Raw genomic sequence first — 15605 nt, forward strand, 5'->3', positions numbered from 1 at the left:
GCGACATGGGGCAGGGCCCGGAGCCGGTGGACCCGATGTAGCCGATGGGCCCCGTACTGCCGCTGGTGGCCGCCGGTGCTACGAGCCCAGCAGGTCGTGCTCGCGGATCAGCCAGCAGACGGCCGTCAGCCGCAGCGTCGCGAAGTCGTACCCACCGGCTCCACCCAGTCCGCCTCCGACAGCCAGTTGGTGAAGCCGAGGACGTAGTCCGACAGGTCCTCCCGGCGGACGGTCCCGCCCTCCGGGCTCCGCTGAGCCGGGACGGCCGGGCCAGGGCGTCCCGGACCGCCGCGGCGTGCTGGTCCACGGCGGCCACAAGCCCCGGCTCGAAGGAGAACTCCGCGAGCCGGGGCATGTACGTGGCGGCGACGCCCACCAGCGGACAGCTGGGCGAATCGTTCATTCCCCCACACTGAGAGCGCGTCCCGGCTACGGGACCGTGACCTTGGTCGCAGCCGCCGAGGCCTCGGACACGGACCTGTCCGGCCGCAGTCCGGTCGCGGTGACCACCGCGCCGAGCGCCACCATCGCCACCGGCACCGCCAACGCCGCCCGGAAGCCGCCGAGTCCGCCGCCGACGATCCCGTACACCGCCGTCACCGCCGAGATGCCGACCGCGGAGCCGAACTGCGTCGCCGTGGTGAGCAGTCCGCTCGCGAGCCCCTGCTCCTCCTCGGCGACGCCGTCGGTCGCGGCGATCGTCAGCGGTCCGTAGGCGAGGGCGAAGGCCAGGCCGGTCAGGAGCAGGGTCGGGAACATCGCCGCGTACGACCAGTCGGGGCCCACCGGCAGGAACAGCGCGTACGAGACGACCGCGAGGACGAAGCCGCCGAGGATCACCTTGCCGTTGCCGAACCGCGCGACCAGCCTCGGCGTCAGCGTCGGCGCGAGGACGGCGTCGATGCCCATCACGACCAGGGCGAGCGCGGTCTCCAGGGAGGACCAGCCGCGCAGCTCCTGGAGGTAGAGCGTGGCCACGAACTGGAAGCCGAAGAACGAGCCGACGAAGAGGAGCGCTCCGAGGTCGGCGCGGACCATGGAGGCCTTGCGGAGCAGACCGAGCCGTACGAGCGGGGCCGCGGCGCGCCGCTCCACGGCGACGAACACCCCGGTGAGGGCGAGTCCGGCGGCGAGGACGAGCGTCGTCGGCGCCCAGCCGTCGAGCCCGTGCTCCAGCCGTACGATCGCGAACGCCAGCAGCAGCATCGCCCCGGCCGCCGTGAGCGCGCCGCGCAGGTCGAAGCCGCCCGCCGCCTTCTCGGGCCGCGGCTCCTTCGGGATCAGACGCAGCGCGGCCAGCAGCACCGCCCCGGCGAGGAGCACGGGCGCGAAGAAGACCCAGCGCCAGCCGAGCTGGGTGAGCAGTCCGCCGATGACGAGGCCGAGCGAGAAGCCGCCGGCGGCGGTGCCGGCGAAGACCAGCAGGGCCTGGTTGCGCTGCGGACCCTCGTCGTAGGAGGTGGTGATGATCGACATCGCGGCGGGGGTCATGAAGGCGGCGGCGACACCGGTCACGAAGCGGGCGACGATCAGCATCCAGCCCTCGGTCGCGAAGCCGCCGAGGCCGGAGAAGAGCAGGAAGACGGTGAGCCAGCCGAGGAACATCCGGCGGCGGCCGAGGAGGTCGGCGGCGCGGCCGCCGAGGAGGGTGAAGCCGGCGTAGCCGAGGACGTAGGCGGACATCACCCAGGCCGCGGTGGAGGTGGACAGCTCCAGGTCGGATCTGATCGAGGGAACCGCGACGGCGAGCATGGCGACGTCGATGCCTTCGAGGAAGATCGTGCCGCAGAGGACGAGAAGAAGGCTCCAGGCGCGTACGGACACAGCTGTCTCCAGGGCGGGAGGGGGCAGGGGCGGTTACCGGCCAGAGGGTCGGTTCCCTCTTGTAACCACCTGCATCCTGGTGCAGCATCAGGTGCCATGGAAGAAGGCACTTCGAAGTCACCGAGTCACTGCGGAGTGACCTACGGCGCCGGGGACGGCGGAGACACCGATCCCTTTCAGTGGGACACCCGGGAGGACTGCGAGGTACGGCAGATCCTCGACCGGGTTGCCGACAAGTGGTCGCTGCTGGTCATCGCCCTGCTGGACCGGCGCAAGCTGCGCTTCACGGAGCTGCGGCGGGAGATCGACGGGATCAGCCAGCGGATGCTGACGGTCACGCTGCGGCAGCTGGAGCGGGACGGCCTGGTGAAGCGGACGGTCCATCCGGTGGTGCCCCCGCGCGTGGAGTACGAACTGACGCCGCTGGGCGGGACGTTGCACACGACGATCCGCTCGCTGGTGACGTGGACGGAGCGGCACCAGAACGAGATCGCGGCGGCGCGCCAGGCGTACGACGCGCGGGAGGCGGCGGAGCGGCAAGCGGTCACGGCCTGAGCGGAGGCACAGCCTTCGGGGCCGTCGCCCTCAGGTCTCCCCCTCGCCGTCGTCGGCGGTACGGGCCCGGTGCGCCCGCACCTTGTGCCGGTTGCCGCACCGCTCCATCGCGCACCAGCGGCGGCGGCCGGGGCGCGAGGTGTCCACGAACAGCAGGGCGCAGTCGTCGGAGCCGCAGACGCGGATCCGGTCGGCGTGGGGGCCGGTGAACAGCTCGATCGCGTCGCGGGCGACGGTCGAGAGCAGAGCGGATCCGGTCGCCCCCGGGGCCCAGGCGTGCGCGCCGGCCGGGGTGAACCGGGCGACGAGCGGCGGATGGGCGGCCGCCGCGTTGACGGTGTCGACGTCGTCCGGGGCGAGGGGCCGGCCGTGCGCCCGGGCACCGGCCAGCCGCCACAGCGCGTCCCGCACCTCCCGTACCCGCGCGAGCTCGTCCGCCGTGACCGTCAGGTCGAGTCCGGGCGCGAGCCGGCACCGGCGAACCCAGTCGAGCAGCCCGTCAGTCCGGTCGAGGACTTCGAACCGCGAGGCCACCGGGCCCGGCCCGCCCGTCACCAGCAGTTCCAGGCAGAGGGAGCCCGCGTCGAACGGGAAGGTCTGGCCGTCCGGGTGGTGCAGTGCCATCGCTGTTGTGGTCCGCGTCACGAAACCAGTATAAGTAGTTACATGACTCCGATCCACTGGAAGCTCGTGATCGACGCCGCCGATCCGCACGCCCAGGCCGCCTTCTGGGCGGCCGCTCTCGGCTACACGGACGAGGACCACAGCGCCCAGATCACCCGGCTCCTCACCCTGGGCGTCGTGACGCCCGAGATGACGCTCTCGGTCTCCGGCCGCCTCGCATGGCGAGATCTGGCCGCCGTCCGCCATCCGGACGACCCGTACGACGAGCAGTCCGGCGCCGGGCTCGGCCGCCGTCTGCTCTTCCAGCGCGTCCCGGAGAAGAAGACCGCCAAGAACCGCCTCCACATGGACCTCCACCCCGGCCCTGACGCCCGCGACGCGGAGGTCGACCGCCTGGCGGCACAGGGGGCGTCGATCCTGCGCCGCGTATCGGAGCCCGGGGGCACGTGGGTGGTGATGGCGGACCCGGAGGGGAACGAGTTCTGCGTGCAGTGACCCACGCGCCCCGGGGGCGGCCTGGGGTGACTCACCGTCAGTCGGCCTGCGGCTCCTCCTCCGCCTCCCAGCGGAGGAGGTCTCCCGGCTGGCACTCCAGCACCTCGCAGAGCGCCGCGAGTGTCGCGAAGCGCACCGCCTTGGCGCGGCCGTTCTTGAGTACCGCGAGGTTGGCGGGGGTGATCCCGACGCGCTCGGCGAGTTCGCCCACGGACATCTTCCGCCTGGCGAGCATCACGTCGATGTCGACGGCGATCGGCATCAGATCACCTCGTCCAGCTCGGCCTTCATCTTCGCCGCCTCGGCGTCGCGGGCGACGGCCTGGGCGAGCAGCATCCGCAGCACCAGCACGATGAGCGCGACCCCGAGGACGGCCACGCCGGCCCCGCCGATCAGGAGGACGACGCCCGGGGCGACCGCCTCGCCCGGGGCAAGGACGACGCCGAAGGCGAAGACCAGCAGCGCGGCCGCCACGATCGCGCCGATCACGATGTGCACGTACCGGAAGGCCGCGTGGGAGAAGACGGTGCCGCGCCGCACCATCGTCACCAGGCGCCATACGGAGACGAGGACGACCTGGGCGGCCACGATGCCCAGCACCGTGATCACGAGGACCGGGGTGCGCAGATGGGCGACGTCGGCGTCGAGCCCCTCCATGTCGCGCGCCAGCAGGGGCACCATCACCGCCTGCACGAACACCGAGCCGGCGAGCAACGCCACGATCACGGCGCGCAGCGCGAGCACTGTCAGCTTTCCCATCGCTTCCCCTTCGATCGATTTACGATGGGAATCTATCGAGAAACGATAGGCGCTACAAGTCCCGGCGAACCTCGTAGTGGAAGCAGCCGTACTCGACCGCCCGGACATGGACGAGCGCCACCTCCGGATCGGCGAAAGCCTCCGCGAAGGCCGCGTCGAACGCCTCCGTCGCGGCATCCGGGATCCGCAGGAACCGGCCGCCGACGATGCGGCCGTCGGCCCCGTACCGGCGCAGCGTGCGCAGGGTGCCGGGGCGGGAGAAGGGGTACGCCTCGGTGTCGCCCGGCCCCCGGCACTCCTCGGCGTGGATGAAGACGGGGCCCTGCTCGTCGTACGCCCCCGGCTCCGCACCGGTCCCCACCGCCCAGCGGCGCAGCGGCGCGTACGAGACGAGCGCGACGCGCTCCCCGGCGCGCGCGGGCCGCAGACAGCAGCGCAGCGGATCACCGCCCTCCTCGTGGACGAACGGGACACAGGGCCGCCCCGCGTCGTCCACGACGCGGAGCTCCGCGAGGACGGCGGGTTCGATGGCGCGTGCGGTGTAGGCGGTCATGGGCCCAGCCTCGCGCCCGATCGCCCCGCACCACCGGCGGAATCCGGACGTCGCGTTACGGGCGATCTGTCCGGTCAGCGAACGGGGCTGACCGGTTTCCGCTCTTGACGGAGAGTCAAAGTCTCGCTGAACATTCAGCACGCACATCCGTACGACGCACAGACGCGCAGCCGCATCACGCACAGCTCCAGCGCCTCGTGGCACCCACGCCGCGGGGCGTCTCGCACGTTCCGTCCCATCCCCGTTCGGAATCCGGAGCCCCCACATGAAACTCTCCGTTCCCAGACGTACCGCCGCACTCGCCGCCGTGGCGGCGATGGCCCTCGGCGGGCTCGCCGGGACCACGGCGTCCGCGGCCCCCGCCGCACCCGCCGGCGCGCTCGCCGCGCCCGACATCCCGTTGGCCAACGTCAAGCAGCACTTGACCGACTTCCAGTCGATCGCCAACGCCAACGGCGGCAACCGCGCCCACGGCCGTCCCGGCTACAAGGCGTCCGTCGACTTCGTGAAGGCCAAGCTGGACGCGGCCGGGTACACCACGTCCGTCCAGCAGTTCAGCTACAACGGCACCACCGGCTACAACCTCATAGCCGACTGGCCCGGCGGCGACCCGGGCCAGGTCCTCATGGCGGGGGCCCACCTCGACTCGGTGTCCTCCGGCGCCGGGATCAACGACAACGGCTCGGGTTCCGCCGCCGTCCTGGAGACCGCGCTCGCCGTCTCCCGGGCCGGCCTCAAACCCACGAAGCATCTGCGCTTCGGCTGGTGGGGCGCCGAGGAGCTCGGGCTCGTCGGGTCGAAGTACTACGTCAACAACCTTCCCAGCACCGAGCGTTCGAAGTTCAGCGGCTATCTGAACTTCGACATGGTCGGCTCGCCGAACCCCGGCTACTTCGTCTACGACGACGACCCGACGATCGAGCAGACCTTCAAGTCCTACTTCGCCGGCCTCGGTGTCCCCACCGAGATCGAGACCGAGGGCGACGGCCGCTCCGACCACGCCTCGTTCAAGAACGTCGGCATCCCCGTCGGAGGTCTGTTCACCGGTGCCAGCCGGGTCAAGACCAGTGCGCAGGTCCAGAAGTGGGGCGGCACGACCACGGCCTTCGACCGCTGCTACCACTCCTCCTGCGACACCACGTCGAACATCAACGACACCGCCCTGGACCGCAACAGCGACGCCGTCGCCCACGCGATCTGGACGCTGTCGGCCGGTTCGACCACCCCGCCGGGACCGGTCTTCGAGAACACCGCCGACGTGTCGATCCCGGACAACGGCGCCGCGGTGACCTCCTCGGTCGACGTCACCGGCGTCACCGGCAACGCGCCCTCCACCCTCAAGGTGGACGTGAACATCGTCCACACCTGGCGCGGTGACCTGGTCGTCGACCTCGTCGCCCCGGACGGCTCGGTCTACAACCTCAAGCCGTTCTCGTCCTCCGACTCGGCCGACAACGTGATCGCCACCTACACCGTCAACGCCTCCAGCGAGGTCGCCAACGGCGCCTGGAAGCTCCGCGTCCAGGACAAGGCGTCCCAGGACACCGGCTACATCAGCGGCTTCAAGCTGACGTTCTGAGAACGGCTTCGCGCTCGCGTTCCGAGCACGGCTTCGCGCTCACGTCCTGAGCCGAGGCCCCGCACGAACTCCCGGGTGGGTCGGTGACCTCAGCCCCCGACCCACCCGGGGTCCCACTCACTTCGCCGCGTTCGCCGCGTCCACGAGCGCGTCCTGGGTGACCGCGCCGACGTAGACCTTGCCGTCGTCCGTCATCAGCGCGTTGACGAGCTTGGTCTTGAAGACGGTGCCCGAGCCGAACTTCCCGCTGACCTTGTCGCCCAGCGCGTCCAGGAAGCCCTTGACCTCCGCCGGGGCCTCGTCGGTCTTCGGCGCGGGAGCTCCGGTGTCCAGCGTCGCGATCGTCGTCCAGCCCTCGCCGATGACGTTCATACCGCTGAAGTCCGCGAGGCCCTTCTCCAGCCCCTCGGCGGGCTTGCCGTGCTCGGCGGAGGAGTCCTCGCCCTGCGACACCTCGCCCTCGGTCACCTTGGCGCCCTTCGGCGCCTTGAAGTCGAACGTCGACGCGGCCGGCCTGCCGAAGTCGACCTTGGTGAAGCCGGCGTCCACGACGGGCTTCCCGCCGGCCGTCGAGGCGAGCGTGAACTTCAGCGGCACGCCGTTCTCCGCGTCCACCGCCACCTTCACCGACTCCACCGTGGAGCCGCTCTGCTTCGGCTTGATCACCAGCTGGTACGCGTCCCGGCCGGCCACCTTCGCCGTGCCGCCCACCGTGATCGAGGTCGTACCGTCCGCGGCCTTCAGGATCTCGTCCGCCATCTCCTTCGGGGTGCTCGGAAGCTCCTTCTCCTTCGCCCCGCCGGTCTCCGCCTTCTCGTGGAGCACCTCGTTCGACTTGCTGTCGTACGCCCAGACGTCCTCGCCGTTGTGGATCAGGCTGTACTCGTCCGAGCCGTCGAGGACGGTCAGCTTCTGGCGGTCCGGGCCGTCCGCCGCCACGCGCAGCGTGTGGGTGCCCGAGACCAGCTCGGCCAGCTTGTCCTGCGGGTCCGCCGAGGAGGACCCCGCCCCGCCGCCGGCCAGGCCGTCCGCGAGGCCCGCGATCGACGGCAGCCCCAGGTCGGTGCTGATCTTGAACGTGCCGGACACCGTCTGGGTGTCCGACGCGGCGATCTTCTCGACGAGCTCCTGGGCCGTGATCTCCGGCAGCTTCGGGTCTCCGGACGCCGCCAGGGCCGGCACGAGTCCGATGGTCGCCGCGGCCACTCCGGCCACCGCGACCGGGACGACGTAACGGCTCATCTTCCGGCTCGCGCGTCCGCTCGTGCGCTCGGTGGTCTCAGTGCTGTCGTTCGGTGCCATGGTCTGCCCTACCTCCGTGGTCGATGGCATCCATCTGACCAAAACGGCGGTGAGGAATCGTCAGTCTCCGGGCGCAACCTCGCCTACTGCTACGGGATGACGGAACCCTGAGACGTACTAACCCGCGCGGTGGACCACCGCGTCGCACAGCTCCTCCAGAGCCGCCTTCGCGTACCCCGCGGGCAGCGGCGCCAGCATGGCCCGCGCCTCCTCGGCGTAGCGGACGGTGTCCCGGCGGGCCTGCTCCAGGGCCGGGTGGGCACGCAGCCGGCGCAGGGCCTCCGCGTGCCGCGCGTCGTCGGTGAGGTCGCTGTCCACGAGCTCGACCAGTTCGACGTCCTCGGGGCGCCCGTGCGCCGCCGCGGCGGCCCGCAGACGCAGCACGGGCAGGGTCGGGATGCCCTCGCGCAGGTCGGTGCCGGGGGTCTTGCCGGACTCGTGGGAGTCCGAGGCGATGTCCAGGACGTCGTCGGCGAGCTGGAAGGCGACGCCGAGCCGCTCGCCGTACTGGGTGAGGATGGCGACGACGCTCTCGTCCGCGCCGGACATCATGGCGCCGAAGCGGCAGGAGACCGCGACCAGCGAGCCGGTCTTGCCGCCGAGGACGTCGAGGTAGTGGTCGACCGGGTCCCGGTCGGCCTGCGGCCCCGCGGTCTCCAGGATCTGGCCCGTGACCAGACGCTCGAACGCCTCCGACTGGATGCGCACGGCCTCCGGTCCGAGGTCCGCCAGGATGTGCGAGGCGCGGGCGAAGAGGAAGTCACCCGTCAGGACGGCGATCGAGTTGCTCCAGCGGGCGTTCGCGCTCGGGACACCGCGCCGTACGTCGGCCTCGTCCATGACGTCGTCGTGGTAGAGCGTGGCCAGGTGGGTGAGCTCGACCACGACGGCCGAGGGCACGACACCCGGCGCGTGCGGGTCGCCGAACTGGGCGGCGAGCATCACCAGGAGCGGCCGGAAACGCTTCCCGCCCGCCAGGACGAGATGCTGGGCGGCCTCCGTGATGAACGGGATCTCGCTCTTGGTGGCGTCGAGGAGACCCGCCTCCACAGCCGCCAATCCGGCCTGGACATCGGCCTCAAGAGCCTGGTCCCGCACGCTAAGACCGAACGGCCCGACGACGGTCACGAGGGGGTCTCCTGTCTGCTGACGCCTGCTGACGATCACACGGATTGTCGATGTGTCGCTCGATTCGCTCAAGTCAGCGTATCCGGTCGCGTTTCGATCACCATGGGCGCCTTCCCGCCACCCCCGGTATGTTCGTGATCAGGCGATACGACCAGGAGTAGGACGTTTTGCACCGAAGAGTGACCGACCGCGACACCGGCGGAGAGCGGCCTGCGCCGGAGGACGATCACGCGCCGCACCACGTATCCCGTCCACCGAGGCCCTGACATGCGCATCCGCACCGCGTTCCCGTACGAGACCACCCGCACCGACCTCCGCATCCCGCTGCCGGACGGCACCAGGCTGTACGCACGCGTCTGGCGGCCGGTCGCGGACGAGCCGGTCCCGGCCCTGTTCGAATACCTGCCGCACCGCCTCACCGACGGGACGGCCGCCCGCGACCGGCAGCGCCACCCCTGGTACGCGGGCCACGGCTACGCCTCCGTACGCGTCGACGTCCGCGGCCACGGCAACAGCGAGGGCCTGCCCGGCGACGCGCACGACGCGACCGAGCTCGCCGACGGGGTGGCGGTGATCGACTGGCTCGCCGAGCAGCCCTGGTGCAACGGCCGGGTCGGCATGTTCGGCATCTCCTGGGGCGGCTTCGACGCGCTCCGGATCGCCGCGCTCGCCCCCGAACCGCTCAGGGCTGTCGTCACCGTCTGCTCCACCGACGACCGCTACGACAACGACGTCCACTACCTCGGCGGCTCCGTCCTCGCCGCCGGTATGCACGCCTCGGCCGCCACCCTGCTCGCCTCCGTCTCCCGCCCGCCCGACCCGCTGTACGTGGGCGAGGAGTGGCGCGAGATGTGGCTGCGCCGCCTGGAGGCCGTGGACCCCTTCATCCACACCTGGCTCGCCCACCAGACCCGCGACGACTACTGGAGGCACGGCAGCGTCCGGGAGGACTACGGCGCCGTACGGGCGGCCGTCCTGGCCGTGGGCGGCTGGCACGACCCGTGCCGGGACACCGTGCTGCGGCTCGTCGAGCAGCTGCCCCCGGACCGGGTCCGCGGGATCATCGGGCCCTGGTCGCACCAGTACCCCGACCGCGGCCTGCCGCCGGGCCCGGCGATCGGCTTCCTCCAGGAGACCCTGCGCTGGTGGGACCACCATCTCAAGGGCGCGAAGAACAGCATCATGGCCGAGCCGCTGCTCCGCTCCTGGATCAGCGAGTCCCATCCGCCCGCCACGGTGTACGAGGAGCTGCCGGGCCGCTGGGTCGCGGATCCCGCCTGGCCCTCGCCGCACGTCACCCCCGTGACGTACGCCTTCCAGGGCGATCCGGTGCTGGTCCGCTCCCCCCAGCGGACCGGCCTGGACGCGGGGCGCTTCCGCCCCCTCGGCAACGACGCCGACCTGCCGCCCGACCAGCGCGCCGAGGACGCCCACTCGGCCTGCTTCGACTTCGCCGTACCGCAGGACGGCGGGCCCGTCGAGATTCTGGGCCGGCCCCGGGTGAGCCTCTCGCTGCGCCCCGGGGCGGCGACCGGGCAGGTGATCGCGCGCCTCTGCGACGTCGCGCCCGACGGCTCCTCGACCCTGGTCACCCGGGGCGCGCTCAACTTCTCCGCCCGCCACGGCGACGACCGGGCGGTCCCGGCGCGCGCCGGCGTGAGCGAGGAGCACGTCTTCGAGCTGAACGGCATCGGCCACGCCTTCCCGCCCGGTCACCGCGTCCGGCTGGCGGTCTCCTCCACGTACTGGCCGTGGATCTGGCCCCGGCCGGACGCGGCGGGCTTCACGCTCGACCCGGCCGCCTCGCACCTGATCCTCCCGGTCCGCCGTCCCACGTCGGACGCGGTGAGGTGGGACGAGCCGGAGCAGTCCGCGCCGCTGGGCGTCAGCGTCCCGGCGACGCTGGAGGAGCCCCGCCCGGAGCGGCTCCTGGTGCGCGACGTCGCCAAGGGCGAGTGGCGGCTCGAGGTCGACCCCCGGTACGGAGGTACGCGGCTCTATCCCGACGGCCTGGAGTGCGGCGAGGACGTCCTGGAGACGTACACGATCGAGGAGAGCGGCCCGCTGAGCGCCCGTACGCGCTCGGACTGGTCGATCCGGCTGCACCGTCCGGATCTGGCGTGGGACGTCACGGTCGACACGCGTTCGGAGATCTCCTGCGACGCGGAGGTATTCCGCACGTCGGACGAAGTGGTGTGCAAGGAGGGCGGCGAAGTCCTCTTCCACCGCACCTGGGAGAAGCGGATTCCGCGAACAGCGGGGTGAAGTCCCGGTGACGGGAAAGGGAACGGGCCCGCATTCCGTCAGGAATGCGGGCCCATTCTCATACCGCGTGTCAGGCGTTCGAACCGGCCTTACGGCGGCGGACGACGAACATCGCGCCGGCACCGAGGACGAGGGCCGCGCCACCCGCGAGGGCGATCTGCGGAACGACGTCGCTGGAGCCGGTCTTGGCGAGCGAACCGTTGGTGGCGGTGTTGCCGTTGCCGCCGCCGGTCACCGGGGTGGTGGAGGTGCCGCCCTGCTCGGTGGTGTTGCCGTTGCCGCCACCGGTGCCACCGGTGCCGGTGCCCGGCTTCGACTTGGCGACGATGTCGAACTCGGCCGAGCCGGCGTCCTTCGACCAGCCGCAGGAGCCGTCCTTGTTCTCGTAGCCGCCCGCGGCGAACAGGATGCCGTCGCCGGCCGGGGACTTCGCGTCCACCGTGAGGCGCAGCTTGATGTCGGCGTGGCCGCCGGGCTTGACGGCGCCGGCGAGGGCGCCGGTCTCGTCGTCGAAGTGCTGCCACTTCGGGTTGGCGGCGGTGGACCAGGTCAGGTCGAGGTACTTGTCGAAGTCCTTGTCCTCCGTCGAGTCCATGCTGAAGACCTCGGCGTAGGCGCCGACCTCGTCCAGCACCTTGGCCGTGCCGTTGCTGATCTTCAGCGTGAAGACGGCGCTGGTACCGGCGACGACCTTCTTCGGGCCGGTCAGGCCGACCTTGAGCTTGGACTCCTCGACGCAGTCGTCGCCGGGCTCCTCGCCCTCGGCGGCCTCGGCGTCGGCGAGGGCCTTCTCGGCGGCCTTGAGCGCCTTGAGGGCCTTCTTCTGCTCGTTCTGGGCAACCCCGATCGCCCGGACGGCGGCGACGCGCGCGTCGTCGAGGTCCTCGGACGCCTCGGACGCCTTGGTGTCCGCGGCGGTCTTGGCGGTCGCGGCCTCCTCGGCGGTCTTCTTCGCCTCGTCGAGGGCCGTCTGGGCGGCGGCCTTGTCCTCGTCGGTGGTGGCGGCGTCCAGCTTGGCCTGGGCCTCGACGACCGCGGCGTCGGCGGCGGTCTTCTTGGCGGCGGCCTCGTCGGCGGCCTTCTTGGCGGCGGCCTTGGCGACCACCAGCGGGTGCTCGGCGTTCTCCAGCGCCTTGAGCGCCTTCTCGGCGTCGGCGACGGCGACGACAGCGGCGTCGTAGGTCTTCTGCGCGGCGGCGACCTCGAGCTTCAGCTGCTCGATCGACGGCTTCTGGTTCTGCGTCTGGGCCCCGGCCGGCTTCGTGTCCGCGAAAGCGGGAGCGGCGGAGAGGAACACGACGGGCGTGGTCACAGCGGCGGCCACGGCGGTCGCGAGAATGCGGCGGATCTTCAAGATGGACCTTTTCTGGTCGAGAAGATGAAAAGAGTGGTGGGAGTCGCGCCTGCGGATACCTCACGCGGCAGGACGCCGACGCGATCGTATGGCCCGCATAAGGCCGCGGAACAGGGAGAATTCAGAGCCCTCCCGGGCACAGGAGCTTCACAGGCTGAGCAAAGGCCGCCAACACGGACAGTTGTGCACGGAGGCCTCAGTTTTTGTGTGATGCATGTCATCCCCCTCCGGAGCCGGGGCGCGTACCTGTACGGCTACGCGTCGGCGCCGGTCCTGCGGCGGCGGGCGACGACCATCGCTCCGGCGCCGAGCGCGACGGCCGCCGCACCCGCGAGCGCGATCCGCGGTACGGCGTCGCTGGATCCGGTCTTCGCGAGCGTGCCCCCGGTGGTGGTGCGGTTGCCCGTCACCGGGGTGGTGGAGGTGCCGCCCTGCTGCGTGGTGCCGGTGTTGCCGCCGGTGCCGTTCCCGTTGCCGCTGCCGCTGCCGCCGGTCGAGCCCTTGGGGGCCTTCGCGAGCGAGAACGCGTAGACGTTCATGCCGGTGGTGGTGCCGCAGCCGCCGTCGTTGTTCTCGACGTGGTGACCGGAGGCCTGGACGGTGCCCTGGCCGGCGGGGGACTTGGCGTCGATCTTCAGTCGCAGCCTGACGTCGACGGAGGTCTTCGCCTTCATCGAACCGAGCGCGAGCGAGCGGTAGCGGTCGACGTCCTGCCACTTCGGGCTGGCGTCGGTGGACCACTCCAGGTCCAGGTACGTGTCGAGCGTGCCCTTGGAGTGGTTGGCCCAGATGTCGACCTCCGGGAACACGTTGTCCAGGGTCTCGTCGCCGCCGTTGGTCACGCGGAGCGTGAAGGGGACGGTGGTGCCGGCGACGAGCTTCCCGGGCAGCCCGCGGACGACGGTGGTGAACTTCTCGTCCACGACGCAGGGGTCGGTCGGAGGCAGCTCGTCGTACTCCTCGAGCGCCTTCTCGGCCTTGTCGAGGGCCTTGAGGGCCGCATCCTCCGCCGCCTGCAGACGGTGGATCTCCTGCGACGCGGCGACCCGCGCGTCCTGGTACTTTCCGGACGCCTCGGACGCCTTGGTGTCGGCGGCGGTCTTGGCGGCCGCGGCCTCCTCGGCCGTCTTCCTCGCCTCGTCGAGGGCCGTCCGGGCGGCGGTCTTCTCCTCGTCGGTGGCGGCGGCGTCCAGCTTGGCCTGCGCCTCGACGACCGCGGCGTCGGCGGCGGTCTTGGCGGCCGCGGCCTCGTCGGCGGCCTTCTCCGCCGCGTCGGCGGCGGCCTTCAGCGGGGACGTCTTGTCCATGTCCCTGAATGCCTGGACCGCCGCGTCGACCTTGGCCGCGGCCTCGTCGTAGGTCTTCTGCGCGGCGGCGACCGCCGCCTTGAGCTCATCGTGCGTCGGCGTCTTCTGCGTTCCGGCGGCCGGCGCCGGCTTCGTGTCCGCGAAGGCGGGTGCCGCGGAGAGGAGGAGGACCGGGGTGGTCACGGCGGTGGCCACGACGACCGCGAGAGTACGGCGAATGTTCACAACGAACCCGTCTCTGATGGGGAAGAAGAGGAAACGACGGTGGGGGGCGAGCGCCTGCGGGTACCTCACGCGGCGCTTCGTCCCGGCGATCGTATGACCTGAACGACGCTGCCGACGAGGAAAGTTGCCGGCCGGCTCGACCCACAGGACCCTCACAGGAGGTACGAATCCCCCGAACAGGGACAGTTGCCCAAGGAGGGCACACTTTCTGTGTGACCCATGTCATCCGCGCCGCGCGGCCCGCCCCGTAACGTGTCCCCCACACCCGTGGAAAGCGAGGCAAGCACCGATGCCCGAGCAGTCCCCGCTCGACCTGGCCGAGGGCGATCCCTTCGGCCCGCACAACCTTCCGTACGGCGTCTTCTCCACCGCCGACGAGCCCGACCGGCGGAGGGTCGGCGTCCGCATCGGCGGGCATGTCCTCGACGCGGGTGCCGCCGCGCACGCGCTCGGTTCGCCCTATGCCGCCCTGCTCGCGCAGCCCAGCCTCAACCCGCTGCTCGCCGCCGGGCGCACCGCCTGGCGTGACGTGCGCCGGGCGCTGACCGCCTGGGTGACGGTGCCCGCCCACCGGCCCGACATAGAGCCGCTGCTGCACCCGCTGGACTCGGTCACGCTGCACCTGCCGTACGAGGTCGCGGACTACGTCGACTTCTACGCGAGCGAGCACCACGCCACCAACGTGGGCCGGATCTTCCGCCCCGACGGCGACGCGCTCACCCCGAACTGGAAGCACCTGCCGATCGGTTACCACGGCCGCGCGGGCACGGTCGTCGTCTCCGGCACCGATGTCGTACGCCCCGCCGGGCAGCGCAAGGCGCCCACCGACCCCGCGCCGGTCTTCGGCCCCTCGGTGAAGCTGGACATCGAGGCGGAGGTCGGCTTCGTCGTCGGCACCCCCTCCACCCTCGGCACCCCGGTCGCGCTCGGCGACTTCCGCGAGCACGTCTTCGGTCTGACGCTGCTCAACGACTGGTCGGCGCGGGACATCCAGGCGTGGGAGTACGTACCGCTCGGCCCGTTCCTCGGGAAGTCGTTCACGACGTCCGTCTCGGCCTGGGTGACCCCGCTGGAGGCGCTGGACGCGGCGCGCGTCCGCCCGCCCGCCCGGACCCACGACCTGCTGCCGTACCTCGACGACTCCGCCGAGGAGGAGCCCGGCGGCTTCGATCTGCGGATCACGGTCCGGATCAACGGCGAGGTGGTCTCCGAGCCGCCGTTCTCGACGATGTACTGGACCGCCGCCCAGCAGCTCGCCCATATGACGGTCAACGGCGCCTCGCTGCGGACCGGCGACCTGTACGGCTCCGGTACGGTCTCGGGCCCCGAGACGCATCAGCGCGGCTCGCTCCTCGAACTGACGTGGAACGGCCGCGATCCGCTCGAACTGCCCTCGGGGAAGCGGACGTTCCTGGAGGACGGCGACGACGTCACCCTGACCGCCTGGGCGCCGGGACCGGACGGAACCCAGGTCGCGCTCGGCGAGGTGACGGGCCGGATCGTGGCCGCGCCGGGCGTCTGAGCGGGGCCGTCCCGAATGGGTCACCCGGCGTGCGGTGACCCGGCCGGGCGGCCCATGCTGCTCTGTGGGAACAGGGGAGAGCCCGCTCGAATCCGGCGCCCCCGAGGGGCGCG

The 15605-nt window shown here is 71.5% G+C and carries 14 protein-coding genes; 5 read left to right on the forward strand and 9 right to left on the reverse strand.

Annotated elements, in window-relative coordinates:
• Nucleotides 1-429 precede the first annotated feature (429 nt).
• On the reverse strand, nucleotides 430-1824 hold the full coding sequence (locus ACWDX6_RS03985) for an MFS transporter (RefSeq protein WP_451483346.1): 1395 nt from the start codon (nucleotides 1822-1824) through the stop codon (nucleotides 430-432).
• A 96-nt stretch (nucleotides 1825-1920) separates the two neighbouring features.
• Between ACWDX6_RS03985 and ACWDX6_RS03990 the strand changes: the two genes are divergently transcribed.
• The gene (locus ACWDX6_RS03990) at nucleotides 1921-2379 is read left to right on the forward strand and encodes a winged helix-turn-helix transcriptional regulator (protein ID WP_451483347.1); all 459 of its coding nucleotides are present in this window, start codon (nucleotides 1921-1923) and stop codon (nucleotides 2377-2379) included.
• Nucleotides 2380-2409: 30 nt separating this feature from the next.
• Here ACWDX6_RS03990 and ACWDX6_RS03995 read toward each other — a convergent pair whose 3' ends face one another.
• A complete protein-coding gene (locus ACWDX6_RS03995; protein WP_451483500.1) occupies nucleotides 2410-3003 on the reverse strand; it encodes a CGNR zinc finger domain-containing protein in 594 nt (197 codons plus the stop codon).
• 42 nt (nucleotides 3004-3045) lie between these two features.
• Between ACWDX6_RS03995 and ACWDX6_RS04000 the strand changes: the two genes are divergently transcribed.
• Nucleotides 3046-3498 carry a VOC family protein gene (locus ACWDX6_RS04000; RefSeq protein WP_451483348.1) on the forward strand — a complete coding sequence of 151 codons (453 nt, stop codon included), beginning with the start codon at nucleotides 3046-3048 and terminating at the stop codon, nucleotides 3496-3498.
• Between the two features lie 37 nt (nucleotides 3499-3535).
• Here the strand turns inward: ACWDX6_RS04000 and ACWDX6_RS04005 are convergent, their stop codons facing one another.
• The 3 genes from ACWDX6_RS04005 to ACWDX6_RS04015 are packed head-to-tail and all read right to left on the reverse strand — an operon-like array spanning nucleotide 3536 to nucleotide 4810.
• Complete coding sequence (locus ACWDX6_RS04005; protein ID WP_451483349.1) at nucleotides 3536-3760, reverse strand: helix-turn-helix domain-containing protein; 225 nt, start codon at nucleotides 3758-3760, stop codon at nucleotides 3536-3538.
• Entirely contained in the window at nucleotides 3760-4257 is a 498-nt protein-coding gene (locus ACWDX6_RS04010) for a DUF2975 domain-containing protein (RefSeq protein WP_451483350.1), read from the reverse strand. The genes ACWDX6_RS04005 and ACWDX6_RS04010 overlap by 1 nt, the downstream gene beginning before the upstream one ends.
• 52 nt (nucleotides 4258-4309) lie before the next feature.
• Nucleotides 4310-4810: a DUF1203 domain-containing protein gene (locus tag ACWDX6_RS04015; RefSeq protein WP_451483351.1), complete on the reverse strand. Its 501-nt coding sequence runs from the start codon at nucleotides 4808-4810 to the stop codon at nucleotides 4310-4312.
• A gap of 265 nt (nucleotides 4811-5075) precedes the next feature.
• Here ACWDX6_RS04015 and ACWDX6_RS04020 point away from each other — a divergent pair, with 265 nt between their 5' ends.
• Entirely contained in the window at nucleotides 5076-6389 is a 1314-nt protein-coding gene (locus ACWDX6_RS04020; RefSeq protein WP_451483352.1) for a M28 family peptidase, read from the forward strand.
• Nucleotides 6390-6506: 117 nt separating this feature from the next.
• On the opposite strand, the gene ACWDX6_RS04025 is transcribed toward ACWDX6_RS04020, so the two are convergent.
• Nucleotides 6507-7691 (reverse strand): LolA family protein, encoded by a 1185-nt coding sequence (locus ACWDX6_RS04025; protein ID WP_451483353.1) that lies wholly within the window; start codon nucleotides 7689-7691, stop codon nucleotides 6507-6509.
• A gap of 117 nt (nucleotides 7692-7808) precedes the next feature.
• Nucleotides 7809-8819: a polyprenyl synthetase family protein gene (locus ACWDX6_RS04030; RefSeq protein WP_451483354.1), complete on the reverse strand. Its 1011-nt coding sequence runs from the start codon at nucleotides 8817-8819 to the stop codon at nucleotides 7809-7811.
• Nucleotides 8820-9086: 267 nt separating this feature from the next.
• Between ACWDX6_RS04030 and ACWDX6_RS04035 the strand changes: the two genes are divergently transcribed.
• The gene (locus ACWDX6_RS04035; protein WP_451483355.1) at nucleotides 9087-11084 is read left to right on the forward strand and encodes a CocE/NonD family hydrolase; all 1998 of its coding nucleotides are present in this window, start codon (nucleotides 9087-9089) and stop codon (nucleotides 11082-11084) included.
• Between the two features lie 70 nt (nucleotides 11085-11154).
• Here the strand turns inward: ACWDX6_RS04035 and ACWDX6_RS04040 are convergent, their stop codons facing one another.
• Nucleotides 11155-12438, reverse strand: a complete 1284-nt coding sequence (locus ACWDX6_RS04040; protein ID WP_451483356.1) for an LPXTG cell wall anchor domain-containing protein — start codon at nucleotides 12436-12438, stop codon at nucleotides 11155-11157.
• A 254-nt stretch (nucleotides 12439-12692) separates the two neighbouring features.
• The gene (locus tag ACWDX6_RS04045) at nucleotides 12693-13940 is read right to left on the reverse strand and encodes a peptidase (protein WP_451483357.1); all 1248 of its coding nucleotides are present in this window, start codon (nucleotides 13938-13940) and stop codon (nucleotides 12693-12695) included.
• A 319-nt stretch (nucleotides 13941-14259) separates the two neighbouring features.
• On the opposite strand from ACWDX6_RS04045, the gene fahA reads away from it, so the two are divergent.
• A complete protein-coding gene (gene fahA, locus ACWDX6_RS04050; RefSeq protein WP_451483358.1) occupies nucleotides 14260-15492 on the forward strand; it encodes a fumarylacetoacetase in 1233 nt (410 codons plus the stop codon).
• Nucleotides 15493-15605: the final 113 nt, after the last annotated feature.

It is taken from the genome of Streptomyces sp. NPDC003027 (genome assembly GCF_053591435.1).

Coding starts and splice junctions, on each gene's coding strand:
- fahA (WP_451483358.1), top strand. CDS start 14,260: ATGCCCGAGCAGTCCCCGCTCGACCTGGCCGAGGGCGATCCCTTCGGC.
- ACWDX6_RS04015 (WP_451483351.1), bottom strand. CDS start 4,810: ATGACCGCCTACACCGCACGCGCCATCGAACCCGCCGTCCTCGCGGAG.
- ACWDX6_RS03995 (WP_451483500.1), bottom strand. CDS start 3,003: ATGGCACTGCACCACCCGGACGGCCAGACCTTCCCGTTCGACGCGGGC.
- ACWDX6_RS04010 (WP_451483350.1), bottom strand. CDS start 4,257: ATGGGAAAGCTGACAGTGCTCGCGCTGCGCGCCGTGATCGTGGCGTTG.
- ACWDX6_RS04005 (WP_451483349.1), bottom strand. CDS start 3,760: ATGCCGATCGCCGTCGACATCGACGTGATGCTCGCCAGGCGGAAGATG.
- ACWDX6_RS04025 (WP_451483353.1), bottom strand. CDS start 7,691: ATGGCACCGAACGACAGCACTGAGACCACCGAGCGCACGAGCGGACGC.
- ACWDX6_RS04020 (WP_451483352.1), top strand. CDS start 5,076: ATGAAACTCTCCGTTCCCAGACGTACCGCCGCACTCGCCGCCGTGGCG.
- ACWDX6_RS04000 (WP_451483348.1), top strand. CDS start 3,046: ATGACTCCGATCCACTGGAAGCTCGTGATCGACGCCGCCGATCCGCAC.
- ACWDX6_RS03990 (WP_451483347.1), top strand. CDS start 1,921: ATGGAAGAAGGCACTTCGAAGTCACCGAGTCACTGCGGAGTGACCTAC.
- ACWDX6_RS04035 (WP_451483355.1), top strand. CDS start 9,087: ATGCGCATCCGCACCGCGTTCCCGTACGAGACCACCCGCACCGACCTC.